General features: G+C 72.3%; 16 protein-coding genes. 7 read left to right on the forward strand and 9 right to left on the reverse strand.

From position 1 onward, the window contains the following. Window positions 1–77 precede the first annotated feature (77 nt). The 3 genes from CG723_RS38050 to CG723_RS38060 form a co-directional block, all read right to left on the reverse strand. Window positions 78–3,506 (reverse strand): ATP-binding protein, encoded by a 3,429-nt coding sequence (locus tag CG723_RS38050; RefSeq protein WP_100598115.1) that lies wholly within the window; start codon window positions 3,504–3,506, stop codon window positions 78–80. A gap of 86 nt (window positions 3,507–3,592) precedes the next feature. Next, the gene (locus CG723_RS38055) at window positions 3,593–6,520 is read right to left on the reverse strand and encodes an FG-GAP-like repeat-containing protein (protein ID WP_100598164.1); all 2,928 of its coding nucleotides are present in this window, start codon (window positions 6,518–6,520) and stop codon (window positions 3,593–3,595) included. Continuing rightward, window positions 6,520–9,054, reverse strand: coding sequence for a S8 family serine peptidase (locus tag CG723_RS38060; RefSeq protein WP_100598116.1), 2,535 nt, complete (start codon window positions 9,052–9,054; stop codon window positions 6,520–6,522). Before CG723_RS38060 ends, CG723_RS38055 begins: the two co-directional genes overlap by 1 nt. Before the next feature lie 285 nt (window positions 9,055–9,339). Here CG723_RS38060 and CG723_RS38065 point away from each other — a divergent pair, with 285 nt between their 5' ends. The 3 genes from CG723_RS38065 to CG723_RS38075 all read left to right on the forward strand — a co-directional run bounded on the left by CG723_RS38065 (window position 9,340) and on the right by CG723_RS38075 (window position 13,363). Beyond that, window positions 9,340–10,728, forward strand: coding sequence for an aldehyde dehydrogenase family protein (locus tag CG723_RS38065; RefSeq protein ID WP_100598117.1), 1,389 nt, complete (start codon window positions 9,340–9,342; stop codon window positions 10,726–10,728). A 14-nt stretch (window positions 10,729–10,742) separates the two neighbouring features. Continuing rightward, the gene (locus CG723_RS38070; protein WP_100598118.1) at window positions 10,743–11,825 is read left to right on the forward strand and encodes a Zn-dependent alcohol dehydrogenase; all 1,083 of its coding nucleotides are present in this window, start codon (window positions 10,743–10,745) and stop codon (window positions 11,823–11,825) included. Window positions 11,826–12,031: 206 nt separating this feature from the next. Next, window positions 12,032–13,363 carry an MFS transporter gene (locus tag CG723_RS38075; RefSeq protein WP_100598119.1) on the forward strand — a complete coding sequence of 444 codons (1,332 nt, stop codon included), beginning with the start codon at window positions 12,032–12,034 and terminating at the stop codon, window positions 13,361–13,363. Here CG723_RS38075 and CG723_RS38080 read toward each other — a convergent pair. The 3 genes from CG723_RS38080 to CG723_RS38090 form a co-directional block, all read right to left on the reverse strand. Next, the gene (locus tag CG723_RS38080; RefSeq protein WP_100598120.1) at window positions 13,326–14,384 is read right to left on the reverse strand and encodes an urea transporter; all 1,059 of its coding nucleotides are present in this window, start codon (window positions 14,382–14,384) and stop codon (window positions 13,326–13,328) included. The two genes, CG723_RS38075 and CG723_RS38080, sit on opposite strands and share 38 nt — an antisense overlap. Window positions 14,385–14,495: 111 nt before the next feature. Next, window positions 14,496–15,206 carry an ArsR/SmtB family transcription factor gene (locus CG723_RS38085; protein ID WP_100598121.1) on the reverse strand — a complete coding sequence of 237 codons (711 nt, stop codon included), beginning with the start codon at window positions 15,204–15,206 and terminating at the stop codon, window positions 14,496–14,498. A gap of 43 nt (window positions 15,207–15,249) precedes the next feature. Further along, entirely contained in the window at window positions 15,250–15,897 is a 648-nt protein-coding gene (locus tag CG723_RS38090) for a TetR/AcrR family transcriptional regulator (RefSeq protein WP_100598165.1), read from the reverse strand. A 79-nt stretch (window positions 15,898–15,976) separates the two neighbouring features. Here CG723_RS38090 and CG723_RS38095 point away from each other — a divergent pair, with 79 nt between their 5' ends. The 3 genes from CG723_RS38095 to CG723_RS38105 all read left to right on the forward strand — a co-directional run bounded on the left by CG723_RS38095 (window position 15,977) and on the right by CG723_RS38105 (window position 18,282). Continuing rightward, on the forward strand, window positions 15,977–17,164 hold the full coding sequence (locus CG723_RS38095; RefSeq protein WP_100598122.1) for an acyl-CoA dehydrogenase family protein: 1,188 nt from the start codon (window positions 15,977–15,979) through the stop codon (window positions 17,162–17,164). A 114-nt stretch (window positions 17,165–17,278) separates the two neighbouring features. After that, complete coding sequence (locus tag CG723_RS38100) at window positions 17,279–17,569, forward strand: YiaA/YiaB family inner membrane protein (protein ID WP_100598166.1); 291 nt, start codon at window positions 17,279–17,281, stop codon at window positions 17,567–17,569. A gap of 74 nt (window positions 17,570–17,643) precedes the next feature. Then, on the forward strand, window positions 17,644–18,282 hold the full coding sequence (locus tag CG723_RS38105) for a TetR/AcrR family transcriptional regulator (protein WP_199842058.1): 639 nt from the start codon (window positions 17,644–17,646) through the stop codon (window positions 18,280–18,282). A 12-nt stretch (window positions 18,283–18,294) separates the two neighbouring features. Here CG723_RS38105 and CG723_RS38110 read toward each other — a convergent pair whose 3' ends face one another. Then, the gene (locus CG723_RS38110; protein ID WP_100598168.1) at window positions 18,295–18,756 is read right to left on the reverse strand and encodes a MaoC family dehydratase; all 462 of its coding nucleotides are present in this window, start codon (window positions 18,754–18,756) and stop codon (window positions 18,295–18,297) included. Window positions 18,757–18,880: 124 nt separating this feature from the next. On the opposite strand from CG723_RS38110, the gene soxR reads away from it, so the two are divergent. Beyond that, complete coding sequence (gene soxR, locus CG723_RS38115) at window positions 18,881–19,348, forward strand: redox-sensitive transcriptional activator SoxR (RefSeq protein ID WP_100598123.1); 468 nt, start codon at window positions 18,881–18,883, stop codon at window positions 19,346–19,348. Between the two features lie 11 nt (window positions 19,349–19,359). Here the strand turns inward: soxR and CG723_RS38120 are convergent, their stop codons facing one another. Continuing rightward, window positions 19,360–20,022 carry a response regulator gene (locus CG723_RS38120; RefSeq protein ID WP_100598124.1) on the reverse strand — a complete coding sequence of 221 codons (663 nt, stop codon included), beginning with the start codon at window positions 20,020–20,022 and terminating at the stop codon, window positions 19,360–19,362. Continuing rightward, on the reverse strand, window positions 20,019–21,236 hold the full coding sequence (locus CG723_RS38125) for a sensor histidine kinase (RefSeq protein WP_234374721.1): 1,218 nt from the start codon (window positions 21,234–21,236) through the stop codon (window positions 20,019–20,021). The genes CG723_RS38120 and CG723_RS38125 overlap by 4 nt, the downstream gene beginning before the upstream one ends. Window positions 21,237–21,301: the final 65 nt, after the last annotated feature.

Raw genomic sequence — 21,301 nt, forward strand, 5'->3', positions numbered from 1 at the left:
CGGGGTGTCTTCCCCAAGCCCGCCCCTTCCCGAACCGGGGCTCCGCCCCGGACCCAGCTCCTCAAACGCCGAAGGGGCTAGCCACGCCCCAGTGCTGCTTGCGCGCGGCCGTGTATGGCCCTGGCCTCCGCCTCCGCCAGGCGTTCGCCTGCCTCGTGGGCGCGGGTGGCCTCGGCCTCGGCAAGCGTTGCTGCCTGGGCCGGGCGGCCCGCCTCCAGGTGGGCCCAGGCCGTGAGATGTCCCGCGTCCGTCGCGCCCGCCAGCAGGGCCAGTGCCTCCTCGGGACGGCCCCGGCGCACGCCCAACTCGGCCCGGGCCAGCCGTACTTCCTGCTGGGCCTGCCGGTCGCCCTGCGCATCGGCGGTCCGGCCCGCGCGGTCCAGCAGGGCGGCGCACGACTCCGCGTCACCGGACCGCATCCGTACCCGTGCGAGCGCGGCCAGCGCATACGGCGCGCACCAGCCCGTGTGCGGCTCCGACTCGCGTACCGCGTCCTGCGCGAGGTCGTGCGCCGCGTCGTACTCCTCCAGGAGCAGATGGAGTTCGGCGAGATTGGCCCGCTCGAAGGCCGCAGCCGTCGGGTCGCCGGAGCGCTCGGCCAGTGCGAGGGCGCGCTCACCTGTGGTGATGGCCTCCCGCAGCCGACCCGACCGGCGTGCGTGTTCCCGCAGGACGGAGAGGACCGAGCCGAGCAACTGCGGATCCCCGTACGCCTCCGCGTGCGGCAGCGCCCGGTCCGCCACCGGCCGGGCCTGCGCGAAGCGCCCGGCGAGGGCCAGTGACGTGGCCTGCGTGGCGAGCGAACGCCCGAGCAGGCCCCGCTGCTCGGGCCCTGTCACCCGCAGCGCCGCCGCGTGCGCCGCCTCTCCCGCGGTGACGGCTTCCGGGTAGCGCCCGGTGACGAACCACAGGATCGAGCGGGCGAGATGGTGCGCGGTGGCCGCCTCGGGCGCGGTGCCGGCGGCGGGCGGCGCCGCGTCGAGGAGGGCGAGCCCCTCCTCCGTGGACCGGGTCTTCGCAAGGACCTCGCCGAGCCGGGCCGAGGCAAGGACGCGCCCGTCCGCATCGCCGCGGCGCGTCACGTCGTCGAGTGCCTCGCGCAGCACCCGCGCCGCGTCCTCGTACCGCGCCATGCGGCGCAGTACGGCCGCCCGGTCGATCCTGGCCCGCGCCGACTCGGCGGCGAACGCGTCGAGACGGTCGGTGAGCTGGGCGTAGTAGTGGTCCGCGGTGTCGTTCGCGCACAGGGCGGCGGCCCGCTCGGCGGCCTGCCGGAGGTAGCCGGTGGCGCGCGGGTCGTCGGCGCGCGTCAGATGGGCGGCGAGCGTGTCCACGGCGTCGGGCCTGCGCCGCAGCACGGCCTCCGCGTACGCCGAGTGGAGGAGGCGGCGGCGGGCGGCGGAGAGGCGTTCGTAGCAGGTGAGGCGTACGAGGGGGTGGCGGAAGGTGAGGCCGGGTACGGTGCGCCCGTCGGCGACGACGTCCCGTTCGGCAAGGACCGAGGCGGCGACCGCCGCGTCGGCGCCCGATGTCGCCTCGGCCACGGAGAGCAGCGGGTGCAGCCCCGCGCTCGCGACGTCGAGTACTTCGGCGAGCGCCGCGTCCCCGCCGGCCACCGCCACGGCCTCCACGACCCGGCGCGCGCCGGGCCCGAGCCGCGCGAGCCGAGCGGCCACCAACTGCCGTACGCCATAAGGCGTCTGCGGCTCGAAGTCGTCGCCCCTCGCATCCGCGCTCGCCCCCGTCCCGAGCCCGCTGCCGCGTCCGTCCCCGTCCATGCCAAGACCGTTCCCGTGTCCGTCCCCGTCCGTCCCGAGTCCGGCCCCACGCCCGCCCGCGTCCGTGCGGAGCCCGACACCACTCCCGTCCCCGCCCGCGCTCGGCCCACCCCCGCGCCCGTCTCCAAATGCCCGTGCCAGTTCCAGGGCGAAGAGGGGGTTGCCCAGTGAGAGGTCCCAGACTCGTTCGGGTACGTCGGATCCGGTCGGCAGGCCCAGTGCGTCCGCCGCCAGGGTCAGGCAGTCGTCGCGGCCCAGGCGGGGCAGGTCCACGTGGCGCGCGAGGCGTTGGCCCACGAGGGATTCGAGGCCCGTGCGGCGCGGGTCGGTCTCGGTGAGTTCCTCGGACCGGTACGTCGCCACGAAGCGGACGGGGCCGCGGGCCGTCCTGGCGCGGCGGGCCAGATGCCCGAGCAGCTGGAACGACCCCGCGTCGGCCGCGTGCAGATCGTCGAGGACGACCAGGACGGGCGCCGTCTCCGCGAGGTCGCCGAGGAGCCCCGCCGCTGCCCGGAAGAGCCGCTCCCGCTCCTCCTCGGGGCTGCGTTCCGCGCCGCTGCCCGCCTGCCCCAACGACGGGAGCAGCGAGGCGAGTTCGGGGTACTCGGCACCGGCCCTGGCGCGCTCGGCGGGCGGCCGGTCGGCGAGCCACCCGTCGAGCGCCTCGACGAACGCCCCGAACGGCGTGTGCCCCTCCGCGTCGTGCCCCGCGCCCCACAGCACGGCCGCGCCCTCGCCCGCCGCGCGGAGCGCCGCCTCGGTCACGAGCCGCGTCTTGCCGAGCCCTGCCTCGCCGCCGACGAGCTGTACAGGCGGCGCGTCGGGCGCGAGCAGCAGGGCGAGCGCCGCCTCACGCCCGCGCAGTGGCGCCGGCGCCGGGCCACGCAGTACGGCGGGCGGCGCGAAGCCTCCCGCGGGCCGTGCCACCTGGACCGCGGGGCTGCCGCTGTCGAGGGCGAGCAGATGGAGCCGCTCGGTCTCCGATCCCGGCCGCACGCCGAGCTCGGCGTCCAGGGCCTCCCGGCAGGCGTGGAACTGGCGTACGGCCTGCCGCCGGAGCCCCTGCCGCAGATAGGCGCCGATCAGGATCTGATGGGCACGCTCGTCGGCGGGGTTCTCGTCCAGGGCCCGCCGGGCGACCGCCGCCGCCTCCTCGGGCGCGCCCTCTTCGAGGAGCGCCTCGGCGAGCGTGATGCGCAGCCGCTCGGACACCACGGCCAGCTGTTCGCGCCGGGCCTCGGCCCAGGGGGCGTACCGGTCCTCGGGCAGCAGTTCACCGGTGAAAGCGTCGAGGGCGGCGGCGAGTTGAGCGGAGAAACCCGATGCGAGGGCGTTGTCCGCCAGGCGTTCCGCGTGGTCCGCGTCGATCCACACCGTGCCCGGATCGAGCCGCAACAGCGTCCCGTCGGCAGTGAGGTACGACGACGTGGCGCGCGGCGCGAGCTCGGGTTCCAGGGCGCGGCGCGCGGCGTGCAGGGCGACGCGCAGACTGCCGAGCGCGGCGGACGGGTCGGCGTCGGGCCAGCAGATGTCCATGGCCTGTTCGCGGTGGAGGCTGTGGCCGGGGGAGACGGCGAGGAGTTTCACGAGGGCGCGGGCGCTGGGCCGTTGCCATCGCTCGGCGAGTGCGCGACCGCCGTCACGAGTCACCCGAAAGCCGCCGAAAAGGTGCAGGCGTAGTAGTGGGGGAGCGGACTCCGTGCCGTGATCCGTGCCGTCCGCGCCCATAAGGGCGCACTTTAACCCCCTTCTCCGGACGCACCGCAGGCCCCCCGAACGGATGTCCGGGGGGCCTGCGGTGCGTCCGGAGAAGGTCAGGAGAGCGTGTTCACCGTCAGCTGGGAGATCGCGGTGAACTGGTTGAGGTACCGGCCGCCGAGCAGCTCGGTCGTCCGGTCGAAGCCCGTCTCGTCGAAGCCGAGATTCACGAGTTCGTCGACGCCGTCACCGTCCAGGTCCCCGGAGAAGTACTCCCGGGCGCCGAGGGACGTGATGGTGCCGATGCCGTCGGGGTAGTGGCGCCCCGCGGTCAGCACGGCCGGGTCCCACAGGTAGGCGCCCGCGTCGGTGCCGCCGACGAGGAGGCGACGTCCGCCGGGCCCGGTGAGGAAGCCGCCGGTCTCCACCGTCGGCAGTGTGTAGATCGAGTAGTCCTGGCCGCCGGCCCCGTAGGTGCGGTACGAAGCGGTTCCCGCGAGGATCAGCCCCTCCGGCCCGGTGAAGTAGTTCCCGAGCGTCCAGGCGCCGCCTGCGATGCCCTGGTGGAGGACCTCCCCCGTGCGGCTGTCGCGGATCTCGACGATGTTGGTCAGGCTGGTCGCGTCCGGCGCGCCCGAAGAGGTCGTGGACGTTGCCCCCATCCAGGTGTAGACGACCGCGTGCCCGTCGGCGTACGGGATCTTCGGCGAGGTGAAGACGCCCCGGCTCAGGACCGCGCCGTACAGCTTGCCGCCGACGCTCTCGGCCGGGGCCTTCGGCGAGGCGGTCCAGCGCACGGTGCCCTTCTTGGCGTCGAGTGCGACGCCGTCGACCACGGGCGACTCATTCTCGAGGGAGTCGCCGCTGGTGTACTGCGCGTACACCCGGCCCTCGCCCACCGCGGGGTCGCCGAACACGACGCCGCCCGCGTCGGCGGGAGCCGCGTAGGTCCACAGCTTCGAGCCGTTGCCGCGGTAGGCCCGCAGCGCGTCTGTGGGCACGAGGATGTCGGCACGCTTGTCGCCGTCGAGGTCGGCGACCGTCACGGAGCGGACGAACTGCCCGTTGCCGGCGATGCGTTCGATGACTTTCCCGTTGCGTCCGTCGATGACCGCGACGGCTGTGTCCGCGGCCACCACGAAGTCGTCGTGGCCGTCGCCGTTGACGTCGCCCTTCTCGATCCGGTGCACCTGTCCGGGAACTGTGGCCTTCCACAGCAGCTTGGGCTTGCCCGCGGTCAGGGACGGACCCGAGTAGGCCCACACGCCGTCGGACTTGCCACCGACCACCAGGTCGTTCTTCTTGTCGCCGTCGAGGTCGGCCGAGGCCGAGGACGACAGGTCGCCCTGCAGCGGCAGTACGCCCTGCTGCTTGCCGTTGCCGAACCCGTAGGTGTGGACGTTCTGGTTCTGGTCGACGGTGCGCACGTGCTGCCCGCCGCCGTCGCGGTAGACCTGGGCGAACATCGGTGAGGCGCCGAGGCCCTTCTCCCGCCAGCGCACGTCGCCGCTGCCGGAGAACACGGTGAGCGAGGCGTACTGCCCGCCCCCGGGGTTCTCCGCCGAGTTCATGCCGGTGTCGTCCTGGGCGGCCGTCACGAGGCTCCCGTCGACGACGTCGAGGCTCCAGGCGCTCGGCCCGTCATGGCCGTTGTCGGCGGCGCGCTTGACGGTCGAGGACCACAGAAGGGTGGCCGGGTCGGTGCCGTCCACGACCCGGACGGTGTTGGAGTTGATCCACAGGTAAGGGTCGAGCGTGGACTCGCTGACCACGTACTCGGGCTTCCGGTCGCCCCGCAGGTCACCGATCGTCATGTCGGTCGGCAGCGCGTTGATCCGTGTGTCGAGCGTGGTCCGCTCGCCGTCGGCCAGGGAGTAGGAGTCGATCTCGTACTTCATGCCGTCGTTCGGGTCGGACTGCTCCAGGGCCACGAGCCGTCCGCGCGCCGTGTCCAGGTGCAGCTGGCGCGAGTAGAGAGCGCTGTCCGACTGCCACTTGACCTTGCCGTCCGCGGTGTCGAGCACGAGGGTGCGCCCGCGGCCCGCCGCTGTGGCGGTCCTGCGCTGGTTGTACGACGCGGCGACCAGACCGCCGCCGAGGTCCTCCAGAGCGCCCCACGCCGTGCCGGCGCGCACCCCCGTGTCGTACGTCCATGTGTCGGTGGGCTTGAGCGCCCCGTCGGCGTACGAGAAGCGGATGCCGGAGACGGTGGCGGTCGCGTCGGCAGGGGAGTTGAGGTTGTAGTACGGCGCGTCCGTGACGACGAGCGTCTTGCCGACGAGCTTCACGTTGTAGGCGTACGCGTACAGCTTCGACCACAGCGTCTTTCCGGTCTTCCCGTCGAGGACCGTGACGAAGGTGCCGTTGGCGAGGGACGAGCCGGGCGAGGTGAAGGGGCGGTACGGGGCCACACCGACGCTTGCGGAGAACACCACGTCGTCCACGCCGTCGCCGGTGAGGTCGCCGGTCACGTACCCCTGGTCGGAGGCGGGTGTGAACGGGCTGACCGCGTTGTAGCCCATGACGACGCGGGCCGGGTACGGCTCGGTCTGCCAGGGCCGGGAGTTCTTGACACCCCAGTCCGCGTACAGCGAGGCGTTGTCGCGCCGCCACAGGGCGGTGCCGTCGGCCTTGCTGCGCTGGACGCTGCCGAGGCTGTGCAGGGTGAAGTAGTCGCCGCCCTTGTCTCCGGCAGGGACGGTCGCTGCCAGACCGCGCACACCCTCCAGCGTGGACTTGGTGGAGATGGTGACGGCGCCGTCGGTGCCGGTGCCGTCGAGGTGGGAGCCCGCACCCTGGTCGTCCTTGCCGGAGGTGCCGGAGCCTTTGGTCGCGCCCTGCGGGTCGAGCGTCTCGCGGTCGGCGTCCGCGTAGGCGTTGAGCTGAGCGTGGTCCGCCAGCTTCTCGGCCTGGCTGTCGGTCAGCGTGAGAAGGGAACTTCCGTCGTCGTCGGCGGCGAGGGCGGGCGGCGCGGCGCTCAGCGCCAGACCGGCGGCGACCAGTGCGGAGGCGAGCCGCAGAGCCCGCCGGGAGTCGTGTCTCATCACTTGGTCCCCTGCGCGATACGGATGGCCGAGTGGTCCTTGAGGACCGGCTCGTCGAACGAGTACTGGAGGGCGTCGGTGCCGGACTGGTTCTCGATGCCGACGGTGGCGCTCGCGCCGCTGCCCGGCACGGACTGGTACTGGAGGCTGACGGCGCCGGTGGCCTCGTCGAAGACGGCCTCGAAGGAGACGCGGCCGGAACTTCCCTCCGCGAAGGCGGCGTTGTTCCAGACGACGGCGAACTTCCGGCTGCCGGCCGTACCGGTGGTGGAGGTCTGCACGCTCGACTTCTTGTCCAGGGTCAGGTCGTCCCAGAACGCGGCGACGGTGCCGTTCGGCTTGTCCGCCGACGGGAGTGCGACGTTCTCGTAGTCGCCGAGCCGCGGCTCCATGAAGTTGATCAGGCCGTTCGTGGTGACGCTCGCGCTGGAGTAGGAGACGCCGTACAGCTTCACCGGGAAGGGCAGCGCGATCGTCCTGGCGTCCTCGTCTCCGCTGAGCGCGACCTTGCCGCTGCCGGCGATCCAGGAGTACGCGGCGGGGGTGCAGCTGTTGCCGGTGCTGTCGGAGCGGGCGGGCACCCGGGCGGTGAGCGTCTCGTCGCCGTCCACGGTCAGCTTGCCGTTGTACGTGCCGTTGCACAGGACGGGCGCGGCGGGCGTGGCGGTCAGGGTGTACGAACCTTCAGCAACCTTCGGCAGGTTGAAGCGGCCCGCGGAGTCGGTGGTGACGGCGGCGACCGGGGTGCCGGCGACCTGCACGGTTGCCTTGGCGAGGGGCTTGCCTGTGACGTCGAGGACCGTGCCGGACACGGCGTGCGAGGCGACCGCGGTCAGGGTGAAGTCCTCGGTGACCTGCTCGCCGGTCGTGACGGCGACGCCGGACCTGGCGCCGTCCGCGTAGCCGTAGCCGCCGAGGGCGAAGTCGTAGGTGCCGGCCGGCAGGGTGAGCCGGTAGGAGCCGTCCGCCGAGGTGGTGACGGTGCGGTTCGAGTCGCTGCCCGATGCCTTCACCGTGACGCCGGAGAGTGCGGAGCCGGTCGCCTTGTCGGTGACCTTTCCTGTGACGACGGCCGCGGTGTGCGGGGCCTTGTCGACGGACGCGAAGATGTCGAGCTTGCCCTCGCCCCACACGTTGTTCGCGTCCGCGGTGCCGCCGCAGTGGGTGTCGCCCACGTTGCGCGCGCCCTCGTTGAGCAGTGCGCGCGTCGCGTCGATGTTGCCGATGAGGGAGGGGGCCGACGACCAGAGCAGCGCGACGGCGCCCGCGACGTGCGGTGTCGCCATCGACGTACCGGAGATGGCCTTGTACGTGTTGCCCGGCCAGGTGGAGCGGACGTTGACGCCCGGGGCCGAGATGTTCGGCTTCATCGAGCCGTCCAGCCTGGACGGGCCGAAGCCGGAGAAGTCGGCGATCTTGCCGTCGACGTCGTACGCGCCGACGCCGTAGGCCGGTGCCTGCGAGCCGGGCGCGTGGCCGGTCGAGCAGGTCACGCCGTCACCGTCGTTGCCGGAGGCGAACGCCTCGAAGATCCCGGCCGCGTTCCACGCCTCGACGATGTCCTGGTAGAACGTCGTGTCGCCGCCGCCCCACGAGTTGTTCACGATGTCGGGGGCGAGGTCGGGCCGCGGGTTCTGGCCGGTGTGGTCGGTCGGGGCGAGGATCCACTGGCCCGCCGCGAGCAGCGAGGAGTCCGAGCAGGAGCTGGACTCGCAGCCCTTGGCGGCGATCCACTTCGCGCCCGGCGCGACACCGACCCCGCCCGCGCCGACCATCGTGCCCATGGTGTGGGTGCCGTGGCCGTTGTTGTCACAGGGTGCCGACGTGGGGCACTGGCCGGTCGGGTCGTACCAGTTGTAGTCGTGCGTGAAGGAGCCGTCGCCGTTGTTGCCACGGTAGTTGGCCTTCAGCGCCGGGTGGTCGTACTGGACGCCCGAGTCGACGTTCGCGATGACGATGCCCTCGCCGCGGTCGTCGTACTGGTCCCAGACCTGGTCGGCCTTGATGTCCTTGACGCCCCACTCGGGGGTGACCGGGTCGCTGTCGCCGGCCGCGTCGGAGACCCGGCTCTCGGTCGCGTCAAGGGCGTAGTGGTGTTCCTTGACGATGCTCGCCACGTCGGCGCGCTTCGCCAGGTCCTCGACGAGCCGCTCGTCGCCGGTCACCTTGAGCGCGTTGGCGATCCAGAACGACTGGTAGCCGACCTTCTCCTTGTCCAGGAAGGACTGCAGGGGCTGCTGGCTGCTCTTGGCCTTGGCGCGCAGCGCGGCGAACGCCGACTTCGCCTTCGCGGCGTGCGTGCGCCCGCCCTTGGCCGCGGACAGGTCCGCCTGCTTCTTGAGGACGACGAAGAAGGTCGAGTCCTTGCCCTTCCCGACGGTGTCGAGAACGGACGGGTCGACCTCGGCGGTGCTGCGCGTGGTGGTGTCGGACTGCGCGAAGGCGGGGGCCGGGCCGATCAGGACGGCCGCCGCCGTGATCGCGGCCGCGGCCCACGCGGCGGATCTGCGCCGGGGGGATCGGGGCAGGTGCATAGGAGCGCTCCTCCAGGACTGGTACGGGGAAGCCCGCCCGCCGCCCGTACCCACACGGGGGAGGTACGGGGCGGGGCGGGCTGGTCCCGGACGCTAGGAGGGGGCCGTTACTGGCGCATTACCGGCCTGGACGAGGCGGACTTCGCGCGCTGGGCGTGGCACCGTGACGGGAGCCATGGCAGTGGCCCCTGGCGCCCAAAAACTAACGGCGCTAGTTTGGGCCGCGGACGACTACGCCGTAGCGGACGACTGTGCCGTGGACGCGGCACCCCGGGAGGAACAGCCATGAAGGCCCACGACGGGATGTACATCGGCGGCGAGTGGCGGGCCGCCGCGGGCACGGACACGATCGCGGTGGTCGACCCGGCCGACGAGCAGGTCATCGCCCATGTCCCGGCGGGCATCGCCGAGGACGTCGACGCCGCCGTGTTCGCCGCCCACGAGGCGTTCCCCGCCTGGGCCGCGACGCCGCCCGCCGAGCGTGCCGCGAGGATCGCCGCCCTGCGCGACGTCCTCGTCGCCCGCAAGGACGAGATCGCCGAGACCGTCACCGCCGAACTCGGCGCGCCCCTGCAGTTCTCGCAGATGGTGCACGCCGGCGTGCCGATCCTGGTCGCCGGCTCGTACGCCGAACTCGCCGCCTCGTACGCCTTCGAGGAGAAGGTCGGCAACTCCACCGTCTACGCCGAGCCGGTCGGTGTCGTCGGCGCGATCACGCCCTGGAACTACCCGCTCCACCAGATCGTCGCGAAGGTCGCCCCCGCGCTCGCGGCGGGCTGCACCGTCGTGCTCAAGCCCGCCGAGGACACCCCGCTGACCGCCCAGCTCTTCGCCGAGGCCGTCCACGAAGCGGGCATCCCCGCGGGCGTGTTCAACCTCGTCACCGGTCTCGGCACCGTCGCCGGCCAGGCGCTCGCCGCGCACCCGGGCGTCGATCTGGTCTCCTTCACCGGCTCCACCGCCGTCGGCAAGCAGATCGGCGCCACCGCGGGCGCGGCCGTCAAGCGCGTCGCCCTCGAACTCGGCGGCAAGTCCGCCAACGTCATCCTGCCGAGCGCCGACCTCACCAAGGCCGTCGGTGTCGGCATCGCCAACGTCATGGGCAACTCCGGCCAGACGTGCAGCGCCTGGACCCGCATGCTCGTCCACACGTCCCAGTACGACGAGGCCGTCACGCTCGCGGCCGAGGCCGCCGCCAAGTACGGCGACCGCATCGGCCCGCTCGTCAACGCCAAGCAGCACGCGCGCGTGCGCGGCTACATCGAGACGGGTGTCGCCGAGGGCGCCCGCCTCGTCGCCGGCGGCCCCGAAGCCCCGCGCGAGCAGGGCTACTTCGTCAGCCCGACCGTCTTCGCCGACGTCACCCCCGAGATGACCATCGCCCAGGAGGAGATCTTCGGCCCGGTCGTCTCGATCATCCGTTACGAGGACGAGGACGAGGCCCTGCGCATCGCCAACGGCACCGTGTACGGCCTCGCGGGCGCCGTCTGGGCGGCCGACGACGCCGAGGCGGTCGCGTTCGCGCGTCGCATGGACACCGGCCAGGTCGACATCAACGGCGGCCGCTTCAACCCCCTCGCCCCGTTCGGCGGTTACAAGCAGTCCGGCGTCGGCCGCGAGCTGGGCGCGCACGGCCTGTCCGAGTACCTCCAGACCAAGTCCCTCCAGTTCTAGGAGCTCCGCGCCTCATGGTCCGTGCCGCTGTACTGCCCGCCGTCGGCTCTCCCCTGGAGATCACGGAGATCGACCTGCCCGAGCCCGGCCCCGGCCAGGTCCGGGTCAGGCTCACCGCCGCCGGGGTCTGCCACTCCGACCTGTCCCTGACCAACGGCACGATGCGCGTGCCCGTACCCGCCGTGCTCGGCCACGAGGGCGCCGGCACCGTCGTCTCCGTCGGCGAGGGCGTCACCCATGTCGCACCCGGCGACGGGGTCGTCCTCAACTGGGCGCCCGCGTGCGGAAAGTGCCACGCCTGCTCGCTCGGCGAGGTGTGGCTGTGCGCCGACGCCCTCACCGGCGCGGGCTCCGTGTACGCCCACCGCTCCGACGACGGCAGCGACCTCCACCCCGGCCTGAACGTCGCGGCGTTCGCCGAGGAGACGGTGGTCGCCGCGAACTGCGTCCTGCGCGCCCCCGAAGGCGTCCCCCTCACCGACGCGGCCCTCCTCGGCTGCGCCGTCCTGACCGGATACGGCGCCGTGCACCACTCGGCGCGGGTCCGCGAGGGCGAGACGGTCGCCGTGTTCGGCGTCGGCGGGGTCGGCCTCGCCACGCTCCAGGCGGCCCGAATCGCCGGCGCCTCGAAGATCATCGCGGTGGACGTCTCCCCGGAGAAGGAGGAGCTGGCCCGCAAGGCCGGCGCCACCGACTATGTCGTGGCCTCCGAGACCACCGCACGCGAGATCCGCGGCCTCACCGGCAAGCAGGGTGTGGACGTCGCGGTCGAGTGCGTGGGCCGCGCCGTGACCATCCGTACCGCGTGGGAGTCCACGCGGCGCGGCGGCCGCACCACGGTCGTCGGTATCGGCGGCAAGGACCAGCAGGTCACCTTCAACGCCCTGGAGCTCTTCCACTTCGGCCGCACGCTCTCGGGCTGCGTCTACGGCAACTCCGACCCGGCGAAGGACCTCCCGGTCCTGGCCGAGCACATCCGCGCGGGCCGCCTCGACCTGAGCGCGCTCGTCACCGAACACATCGCCCTCGACGGGATCCCCGCCGCCTTCGACAACATGGTCGCGGGCAAGGGCGGACGGGCGCTGGTCGTCTTCTAGACCCGGGTGGACCCGTGCCCCACGACCCCGGCCGCCCCCGCGCGGCCGGGGTCGTGGGGTTGTCCGCACCCGGCCCGCGCTTTCCCATGGCCAGGCAAAAACTGCTGCTGCGCAACCCGTTGACCTACGTACCGTCCGGTCAGTACGTTCCCGGAACCGCGGCGCCGCGGATCGTCCCCTCCCCGCAGTCACCGGAGTGTGCACGCATGGACACGGCACCATCCGCTCGCCCCGCAGCCACCGCTTCCCCCGAAGCCGAGACCCGCGCCCGAAGGAAGGTCGCCACCGCCGCCGCGCTCGCCTCGGCCGTCGAGTGGTACGACTACTTCGTCTTCGGCATCGCGGCCGCCCTCGTGCTCGGCGACCTCTACTTCCCCTCCGGCAGCTCGTCGGCGGGCGTGCTCGCCGCCTTCGCGACCTTCGCCGTCGGCTTCCTGGCCCGCCCGCTCGGCGGGGTCATCGCCGGCCAGCTCGGCGACAAGCGCGGCCGCAAGCCCATGCTGGTCCTCGCCCTGACCCTGATGGGCCTTGCCACCACGGGCATCGGCCTGCTCCCCACGTACGACACGATCGGCGTGGCCGCGCCGATCCTCCTCGTCGCCCTGCGCGTCGTGCAGGGCCTCGCCGTCGGCGCCCAGTGGGGCGGCGCGATGCTGATGGCCACCGAGTACGCCCCCGAGGGCAAGCGCGGCCTCTACGGCAGCCTCGTCCAACTCGGCGTCCCCATCGGCGTGGTGACCGCCAACACCGTGTTCCTCGTCGCCGGCGCCCTCACCAGCGACAGCGCCTTCACCGCGTGGGGCTGGCGGCTCCCGTTCCTGGTGGGCCTGCTCGTCCTGGCCCTTGCCTGGTACATCCACGCGAAGGTCGAGGAGACCCCCGAGTTCAAGGCCGCGGAAGCGGAACTGGCGAAGGCGGAGGCGGACCGCTCCCGCTCCCCGCTGCGCAGGATCCTGCGCGAGCACCTCGGCACGGTCTTCCTCGCGGGCGGCTCCTTCGCCGTGAACACCGCGACGTTCTACATCATCATCACGGGAGTCCTCGACTACACGACCCGTGAACTCGGCATGGAGCGCGAGGCCGTCCTCACCGTCTCGCTCTGCATCAGCCTCACCCAGCTCGCCCTGATCCCCGCGTCGGCGGCCCTCTCCGACCGCATCGGTCGGCTGCGGATCTACGCGCTCGGCGCCGCGGGCCTCGTCGTGTGGGCCGTGCCGATGTTCCTGCTCATCGACACCGGCTCACTGCTCTGGCTGGCCGTGGGCACCTTCGTCACCAGCTGCTTCCTGAGCATCATGTACGGGCCGCAGGCCGCGCTGTTCGCGGAGCTGTTCACCGCCGAGATGCGCTACACGGGAGCCTCGCTCGGCTACCAGATCGCGGCCGTGTTCGGCGGCGGACTCGCGCCGTTCGTGATGGTGCTGCTCCTGGAGGCGACCGGCACGTCGATGGCCGTCTCCGGCTACATCATCGGCCTCGGCGTGATCGCCCTGATCTCCATCAAGGTGCTTGCGGGGCGGGCCCCGGCTGCGCGCTGAGCGTCCCCGCCGCCATCGGCTCCGGCACCGCGGGTGCCGGAGCCGAGGTGCGCAGCCCGGGGAAGGACCGGGCCGCCGCCAGGAAGGCGAATGTCGTCAGGACGAACGGCCAGGTGAACGTGTGCCCGCCCGACGGCGCGAACACCGCCGCCATGGCTGGCGTCGCGGCCGTCGCGGTGAACGCGCCCACCGCCGCGTACGCCAGAGTGCGCGGACCCGCCTCCAGGAACACCCCGCACAGGGCCAGCGCCACAAGGATCGCGTTGTAGCCCATGGTCCCGTCCGCGATCTGCGCGGCGGGAGCGCCGAGCGCCCACGCGGAGAGGATCCCGACGAGGCTGCCCATGCCCGCCACGGCCGCGGCCCTGCGGCTCGCGACGAGCAGCGCGGCGAGGATGAGCGCGCCGACGTACCACTGCGGCATGAAGAAGATCTCGGCGAAGCCCGTGAAGAACCCGTGCCACAGATCGGAGAAGCCGAGCGACGTCGGCCCGGTCGCCGCGCTCGTGAGGGCCGCTAGGCCGTCGCCGTGGTGCCAGATCCGCTCGAACCCCGGTGCCGCGGTGGTCGTCGCGCTCGCGAGGAGGCAGTAGGGGAGCGTCAGCGACGGCAGGTTCCACACGCCGAGCAGATTGACGACGGCCGCGGTGACGACGGTGACGACGACGCAGCCGGCCGCGGCGAGCAGCGCGGTCGACAGATGGTCGGCGCCCAGGAACACCGCGAAACACAGCGCCGTCAGACAGGCGTTGAATCCTTCGAGGCCCGTCGAGACGCGCTCGCGGTCCGCGCCGAGCAGCCGCGAGGTGGCCGTGCCGAGCGCCGTTCCCGCGATCGCGTAGAGCCCGTACTCCCACCCCGCAGCGAACAGTGCCACGGTGAGGAGCGCACCGGCCGGGACGCTGGACAGAAAGACGACCTGAGCCTGCCCGCGCAGGAGCTGAACGCCGAGCTGTCTACAACCCGCTCCCCAATTAAGGGGTGATTTGCCAGGAGTTGGGCCGTACTTGGCCTGCCGCATCCCGTGCCCCCGTGTTACGTCCCTGTTTCACCCAGCAGAACGGAGGCACTTTACCGACATCCCCTGAAGTCCGGAAGAACGGGCCTATCACGGTAGGAAGCCCCCTCCCGGCTAGTGCAGCGCCCCCGCCTCGATCCCCAGCGCGTCGCCGAACGCCCGCTCCCCGGCAGGCGTGACCTTCACGGCCCGCTCCGACCCGATCCGCACGACCCAGCGCGCGTCGAACGCGTGGCTGCACAGGGCCGCGCCCGCCGTCCCCGCGAGATGCGGCCGGCGCTCGGTCCAGTCCAGGCACGCCCGCGCCAGGGGCCGGCGCCCCGACCGGTCGAGCCCGATCCCCAACGCGCCGAACAGGTCCACCCCCTGCGGGGTCAGCGCGAACCCCGTATCCGTGCGCAGGTCCCCGCGCCGGACCAGCGCGTCCGTGAGCGCGATGCCGAGGCGGCCCGCGAGATGGTCGTAACAGGTGCGCCCGCGCGCCATCGCGTCCCGCGCGCTCACCGCCCGCAGGGTCTGCGGCCGCTCCCCGCCGTCGGGCGCCGCGTACGCCGCGAGTTCCTCCACGAGCCCGGCCACGCGCGCGTCCGCGAGCCGCACGTAGCGGTGGCGCCCCTGCCGCTCCTCGGAGAGGAGGCCGCCCGAGACGAGCTTGCCCAGATGCTCGCTCGCCGTCGACGCCGCGACCCCTGCGTGCCGTGCCAGCTCACCGGCGGTCCACGCCCGCCCGTCGAGCAGGGCGAGCAGACAGGCCGCGCGGGTCTCGTCGGCCATCAGTGCGGCGAGCGCGGCGAGGCGCGGTGCGCCGGGTTCCCTGGACTTCATGGGTCGAGCATGCGCCCGGCACGGTTCGGTGACCGCCGAAACGTCAGTGCAGCGCCGCGACCTGCTCGTACTGCAGCGTGAGCCCGTCGAGGAGCGCCCGCAGGCCCGTCTCGAAGGCCCGCTCGTCGATCAGCTCCTGGCGGTCGGCGAGCAGATGCGCCTGGCCGAGGTGGGGGTAGTCGGCGGGGTCGTACGCCGTCTCGTCGTCGACGAAGCCCCCGGCAAAGGAGCCGAGCGCGGAGCCCGTCACGAAGTACCGCATGAGCGCGCCGATCGACGTGGCCTGCGCCGGGGGCCAGCCCGCGTCCACCATCGAGCCGAACACGGCATCGGCGAGCCGGAGCCCCGCGGGCCTGCGCCCAGGCCCCTGGGCGAGCACCGGGACGATGTTGGGGTGCGCGAGCAGAGCCGCCCGGTAGGAGACCACCCAGTCGTGCAGGGCCGTGCGCCAGTCGCGCCCGTCCGCGGCGTCGAACATCGACAGGTCGACCTGCGCGCTCACCGAGTCGGCGACCGCCTCAAGGATCTGGTCCTTGGTGCGGAAGTGGTTGTACAGCGAGGGGCCGCTCACGCCCAGCTCGGCGGCGAGCCGCCGCGTGGAGACGGCCGCGAGGCCCTCGGCGTCGACGAGAGAGAGCGCCGCCGTGACGATGCGGTCTCTGCTCAGGAGGGGCTTGCGCGGTCGGGCCATGCGGCACATAGTAGGGCTGTCAACCAAAAACTAGCAGTGCTAATTTAGTACTCGTTCACTCATGCCTGAGGTGTGGTCCATGAATCTGGAGCTCAGCGAGGAGCAGACGGCTGTCCGTCAGCTCGCCAAGGACTTCGTGGCACGCGAGATCACCCCGAACGTCGTCGGCTGGGACCGCGCCGAAGAGGTCGACCGCGGCATCGTCAAGAAGCTCGGCGACGTCGGCTTCCTGGGCCTGACCATCGACGAGGAGTACGGCGGCTCGGGCGGCGACCACCTGGCGTACTGCCTGGTCACGGAGGAGCTGGGGCGCGGCGACTCGTCCGTGCGCGGCATCGTCTCCGTCTCGCTGGGCCTGGTCGCCAAGACGATCCAGTCCTACGGGACCGAGGAGCAGAAGCGGGAGTGGCTGCCGCGGCTCACGGCCGGCGAGGCCCTCGGCTGCTTCGGGCTCACCGAGCCCGGCACCGGCTCCGACGCCGGCAGCCTCACCACCCGGGCCGTCCGCGACGATGGGGGCCCCTCCCGCTCGAGCGGAGCCGAGAGTGGGGGAGACTACGTGATCAACGGCTCCAAGATGTTCATCACGAACGGCACCTGGGCCGACGTCGTCCTCCTCTTCGCCCGCTCCACCGACGCCCCCGGACACAAGGGCGTCACCGCCTTCCTCGTCCCCACGGACACCCCCGGCCTCACCCGCCGCACCATCCACGGCAAGCTCGGTCTGCGCGGCCAGGCCACCGCCGAGCTGGTCCTCGAGGACGTCCGCGTGCCCGCCTCCGCGATGCTCGGCCCGGAGGGCAAGGGCTTCTCCGTCGCCATGTCGGCGCTCGCCAAGGGACGCATGTCGGTGGCCGCGGGCTGCGTCGGCATCGCGCAGGCCGCGCTCGACGCCGCCGTGGGATACGCGGCGGAGCGCGAGCAGTTCGGCAAGTCCATCGCCTCGTACCAGCTGGTGCAGGAGCTGATCAGCGACATATCCGTCGACGTGGACGCCGCGCGCCTGCTGACCTGGCGCGTCGCCGACCTCATCGACCGCGGCGAGGACTTCGCGACCGCCGCCTCCAAGGCCAAGCTCTTCGCCTCCGAGGCCGCGGTGCGCTGCGCGAACAACGCCCTCCAGGTCTTCGGCGGCTACGGCTACATCGACGAGTACCCGGTCGGCAAACTCCTGCGCGACGCCCGCGTCATGACCCTCTACGAGGGCACCAGCCAGATCCAGAAGCTCATCATCGGCCGCGCGCTCACCGGCGTATCGGCCTTCTGAGACCGGGCTGTCGGGTCGGACTTCCGCATCCGGCTTCCGAGTCCGGCTTCTGAGTACGTTTCTGAGTACGCGAGCGGATGGGGGTGTGCCCCCGTCCGCTCCATGCTGTCGCCCATGAGTGACACACCGGTCAAGCACAGGACCACCAACGCCTTCTACGGACAGGCCGTCGCCTCCTTCGCGCTCGCGCTCGTGGCGACCGCCGTCGGGATCTACCGCATCGACGCCAGCGGCTGGGTCCGCGGCTTCCTCGCCATCGCCGTCCTCTATCTGACGACCTCCGCGTTCACGCTCGCCAAGGTCATCCGGGACCGTCAGGAGGTCGATCAGGTCGTCAGCCGTATCGACCAGGCCCGCATCGACAAGATCCTCGCCGAGCACGATCCCTTCAAGCCCGCCGCCTGACATACGGAACTAAGCGCTCGCTCACCTCTAGGGGTATGGTGTTCGTCCTGTCCACGGGAGGATGTGAGCAAGCGATGAGCGCGGAGCGGCACGGCCAGAACGAGGCTGCCACGGACGACATGTCCTGGGCCGAGGTCACCCCGGACGCGGCCAGGCGGCTGCTGATCGCCGCCGTCGAGGCGTTCGCGGAGCGCGGCTACCACGCGACCACCACCAGGGACATCGCGAGCCGGGCCGGCATGAGCCCGGCCGCGCTCTACATCCACTACCGGACCAAGGAGGACCTGCTCCTCCGCATCAGCCGCATCGGCCACGAGAAGGCCCTGGAGATCCTCAAGGACGCGGCCGCCGAGGAGGGCACCGCTTCCGAGCGGCTCTCCGAGGCCGTACGGTCCTTCGTCCGCTGGCATGCGGCACGCCATCTGACGGCGCGCGTCGTGCAGTACGAGCTGGACTCGCTCGGCGAGGAGCACCGGCCCGAGATCGTGGCCCTGCGCCGCGAGAGCGACGCGACCGTGCGCGAGATCATCAACGACGGTGTGAAGGCGGGGGAGTTCGACGTCCCGGACGTCCCGGGCACCACGCTGGCCGTGCTGTCGCTCTGCATCGACGTGGCGCGCTGGTTCAACACGGAGGGCCGCCGGACGCCCGACGAGGTCGGCGCGCTGTACGCCGACCTCGTCCTGCGGATGGTGGGGGTCCGGGTTCCCTGACCCCGGCGGAGCTCAGAGGTAGTAGCGGGACACCGACTCGGCGACACACACCGGCTTGTCGCCGCCGTCGCGCTCCACGGTGAAGGCGACCGAGACCTGGACGCCGCCGGGCACGTCGTCGACGCCGGTGATCTTCGCGGTGGCGCGCAGCCGGGAGCCGACCGGCACGGGGGCGGGGAAGCGGACCTTGTTCGTCCCGTAGTTCACGCCCATCTTCATGCCGTCGACCCGGATCAGCTGCGGCCCGAAGAGGGGGAGCAGCGACAGGGTCAGATAGCCGTGCGCGATCGTGGTGCCGAACGGCCCCTCCTTGGCGCGCTCGGGGTCGACGTGGATCCACTGGTGGTCACCCGTGGCGTCCGCGAACTGGTCGATCCGCTTCTGCTCGATCTCGACCCAGTCGCTGTACCCCAGCTGCTCGCCCACCGCCGCGCGCAGCTCGTCGACCGTCGCAAAAACCCTCGGCTCTGCCATGTCCTGGCCTCCCATGTATGCACCATGTGCGGATCTCTAAGGCAATGTCTAAGCGCTTGCTCAGCATGCTAGGGCGGGCGACCTCTGTCAACGATGTCAGGGTCCGCCCAGTAGGCTCGGCACAGTGCCCCAGATTCCAGTGAAGATCCACGAACTCGCCGTCGGTCAGCTGTCGGCGCGCAGCGGAGCCGCCGTCTCGGCCCTGCACTTCTACGAGGCCAAGGGCCTGATCAGCAGCCGCCGCACGACGGGCAATCAGCGCCGCTACCAGCGCGACACCCTGCGCCGAGTCGCGTTCATCCGCGCCGCGCAGCGCGTCGGCATCCCGCTCGCCACGATCCGTGACGCGCTGTCCGAGCTGCCCGAGGGGCGCACCCCGACCCGCGAGGACTGGGCGCACCTCTCCGAGGCCTGGCGCTCCGAACTGGACCAGCGCATCACCCAGCTGGGGCGGCTGCGCGACCATCTGACCGACTGCATCGGCTGCGGCTGTCTGTCCCTGGAGAACTGTGTGCTCTCCAACCCGGACGACGTGTTCGGCGAGCGCCTCACCGGCTCCCGCCTGATGAGGGAGAACCGGGAAGGCGCCTGAGGGGCCGCCGCTCAGCGGGGCGCGGAGACCAGCCCCGACTCGTAGGCGATGATGACGAGTTGGACCCGGTCCCGGGCGCCCAGTTTGGTGAACAGGCGCGCCACGTGCGACTTGGTCGTGGCCACGGTGATGTAGAGCTCGTCCGCGATCTCGCTGTTCGACCGGCCGAGCCCCACCAGTGTCAGGACCTCGCGCTCCCGCTCGGTGATGCCCTCGACCGGGCGCGACGCGCGGGCGGGCGACGGCTCGGGGCGCCGCACGAAGTCCGCGATGAGGCGGCGCGTGATGCCCGGCGCGATCAGCGCGTCCCCGGCTGCGACGACCCGGATCGCGGCGAGGATGTCGTCGAGCGCCATGTCCTTGACCGCGAAACCGCTCGCGCCGGCGCGCAGCGCGCCGTAGACGTGGTCGTCCTCGTCGAAGGTGGTCAGGACGAGCACACGGGTCGCCCCCGCGCCCGACGTGACCAGGTTCGTGGCCTCGATCCCGTTCATGCCCGGCATCCGGATGTCCATCACGATCACATCGGGGCTGACCTCCTTCGCCAGCCGGACCGCCTCCTCGCCGTTCGCGGCCTCCCCGACGACCTCCAGGTCGGGGGTGTCGGCGATGAGGACGCGCAGCCCGGAGCGTACGAGCGGCTGGTCGTCGGCGAGCACCACGCGCACGGTCATCGGGCATCCGCCCCCGCCGCGCTGGTGCCGTCCGTCGGTGTGGCCACCGGCTCCGGAAGCGGCAGCCGTGCCGCCACCCGGAATCCGCCCTCCGGCCGCGGCCCCGCGCTGAACTCTCCGTGCAGCAGCGCCACCCGCTCCCGCATCCCGGTGATCCCGAACCCCACGCCCGTCCCCGCGCCCTGCATCCCACGCCCCTCGTCGACGACCTCCACGGACAGCCCATCCTCTCCGAACCCGACGCTCACCCGGCACCACCCGGCACCCGAGTGCCGCACCACGTTCGTCAGCGCCTCCTGCACGATCCGGTACACCGACAGGTCGATGTCGGGCGGCAGTTGACGCCGCCGCCCGCTCCACCGCAGGTCGACCTCGACGCCCGCGTCCGCGGTCGTGGTCGCGAGGCGCTCCAGGTCACCGAGGCCCGGCGTGGGTCCGTACGGCGCCGCCCCCGACTCCGCCGAAGGACCCGACCTGCGCAGTGCGACGAGCGTGCGCCGCAGCCCCGACAGGGTCTCCCTGCTCGTGGCCTCGATGGCGCTCAGGGCGGCCCGCGCCTCCAGCGGCTGCGTCTCGATGACCCGGCTGCCGACTCCGGCCTGGATCGCGATGATGCCGATGCTGTGCGCGACCTGGTCGTGCAACTCACGGGCGATCCGCAGTCGTTCGGCCGTGATCGCCTCGGCGACCTCGTGCGACCGGAGCTCATTCGCGTACCGGCGGCGCTCGCTGCCGAGGAGGCCCACGACGCAGGTGGTCACCAGCGCCAGGAGGGCGATCGTCCCGATCACGAGGAGGTCGGGGCCGTGCGTGAAGCCGAGGATCGTCAGGCACTGCGTGAGGAACGTGAGGCAGACGGCGACCACCGACGCCCGCAGGGTGCGGGTCGCGACGACGTACCCGAGCAGGATGTCGACCGCGACGAACGGCACGAACCACACAGGGCCGTGGTACTTGGCCACCGGCGGCAGGAGGGCGGTGACGAGCAGCGTCATGACCAGGGCCGCCATGGGCCTGCGCCGGATCATGCCGACGAGCAGGACCGCGGCGAGAGCCGAGCCGCAGGCCGGGAGGATGCCGGGCGCCCACGGGTCGGCGCTGACCGCGGGGAGCAGCGCCATGAACGGGTACAGGACCGCGCCGATCCAGGTGAGGACCGTACGGTGCGTCCCGTAGGCGCGTTGGGGCGGCGGGGGTGTCGAGGTGGCGTCCACACCAGGGATCGTAGGTGCGCCGTCCGCTCCCGGCATGAGCCCACGGGCTGCGTCCCACGGGTGCA

The organism is Streptomyces sp. CB01635 (genome assembly GCF_002803065.1).
Taxonomy (GTDB): domain Bacteria; phylum Actinomycetota; class Actinomycetes; order Streptomycetales; family Streptomycetaceae; genus Streptomyces.

Bases quoted from the DNA above. Each gene is read 5' to 3' on its own strand.
- CG723_RS38050 (WP_100598115.1), bottom strand. From the start codon at position 3,506: ATGGGCGCGGACGGCACGGATCACGGCACGGAGTCCGCTCCCCCACTA.
- CG723_RS38060 (WP_100598116.1), bottom strand. From the start codon at position 9,054: ATGCACCTGCCCCGATCCCCCCGGCGCAGATCCGCCGCGTGGGCCGCG.
- CG723_RS38105 (WP_199842058.1), top strand. From the start codon at position 17,644: ATGAGCGCGGAGCGGCACGGCCAGAACGAGGCTGCCACGGACGACATG.
- CG723_RS38075 (WP_100598119.1), top strand. From the start codon at position 12,032: ATGGACACGGCACCATCCGCTCGCCCCGCAGCCACCGCTTCCCCCGAA.
- CG723_RS38120 (WP_100598124.1), bottom strand. From the start codon at position 20,022: ATGACCGTGCGCGTGGTGCTCGCCGACGACCAGCCGCTCGTACGCTCC.
- CG723_RS38080 (WP_100598120.1), bottom strand. From the start codon at position 14,384: ATGCGGCAGGCCAAGTACGGCCCAACTCCTGGCAAATCACCCCTTAAT.
- CG723_RS38110 (WP_100598168.1), bottom strand. From the start codon at position 18,756: ATGGCAGAGCCGAGGGTTTTTGCGACGGTCGACGAGCTGCGCGCGGCG.
- CG723_RS38055 (WP_100598164.1), bottom strand. From the start codon at position 6,520: ATGAGACACGACTCCCGGCGGGCTCTGCGGCTCGCCTCCGCACTGGTC.
- CG723_RS38070 (WP_100598118.1), top strand. From the start codon at position 10,743: ATGGTCCGTGCCGCTGTACTGCCCGCCGTCGGCTCTCCCCTGGAGATC.
- CG723_RS38065 (WP_100598117.1), top strand. From the start codon at position 9,340: ATGAAGGCCCACGACGGGATGTACATCGGCGGCGAGTGGCGGGCCGCC.
- CG723_RS38085 (WP_100598121.1), bottom strand. From the start codon at position 15,206: ATGAAGTCCAGGGAACCCGGCGCACCGCGCCTCGCCGCGCTCGCCGCA.
- CG723_RS38090 (WP_100598165.1), bottom strand. From the start codon at position 15,897: ATGGCCCGACCGCGCAAGCCCCTCCTGAGCAGAGACCGCATCGTCACG.
- CG723_RS38095 (WP_100598122.1), top strand. From the start codon at position 15,977: ATGAATCTGGAGCTCAGCGAGGAGCAGACGGCTGTCCGTCAGCTCGCC.
- CG723_RS38100 (WP_100598166.1), top strand. From the start codon at position 17,279: ATGAGTGACACACCGGTCAAGCACAGGACCACCAACGCCTTCTACGGA.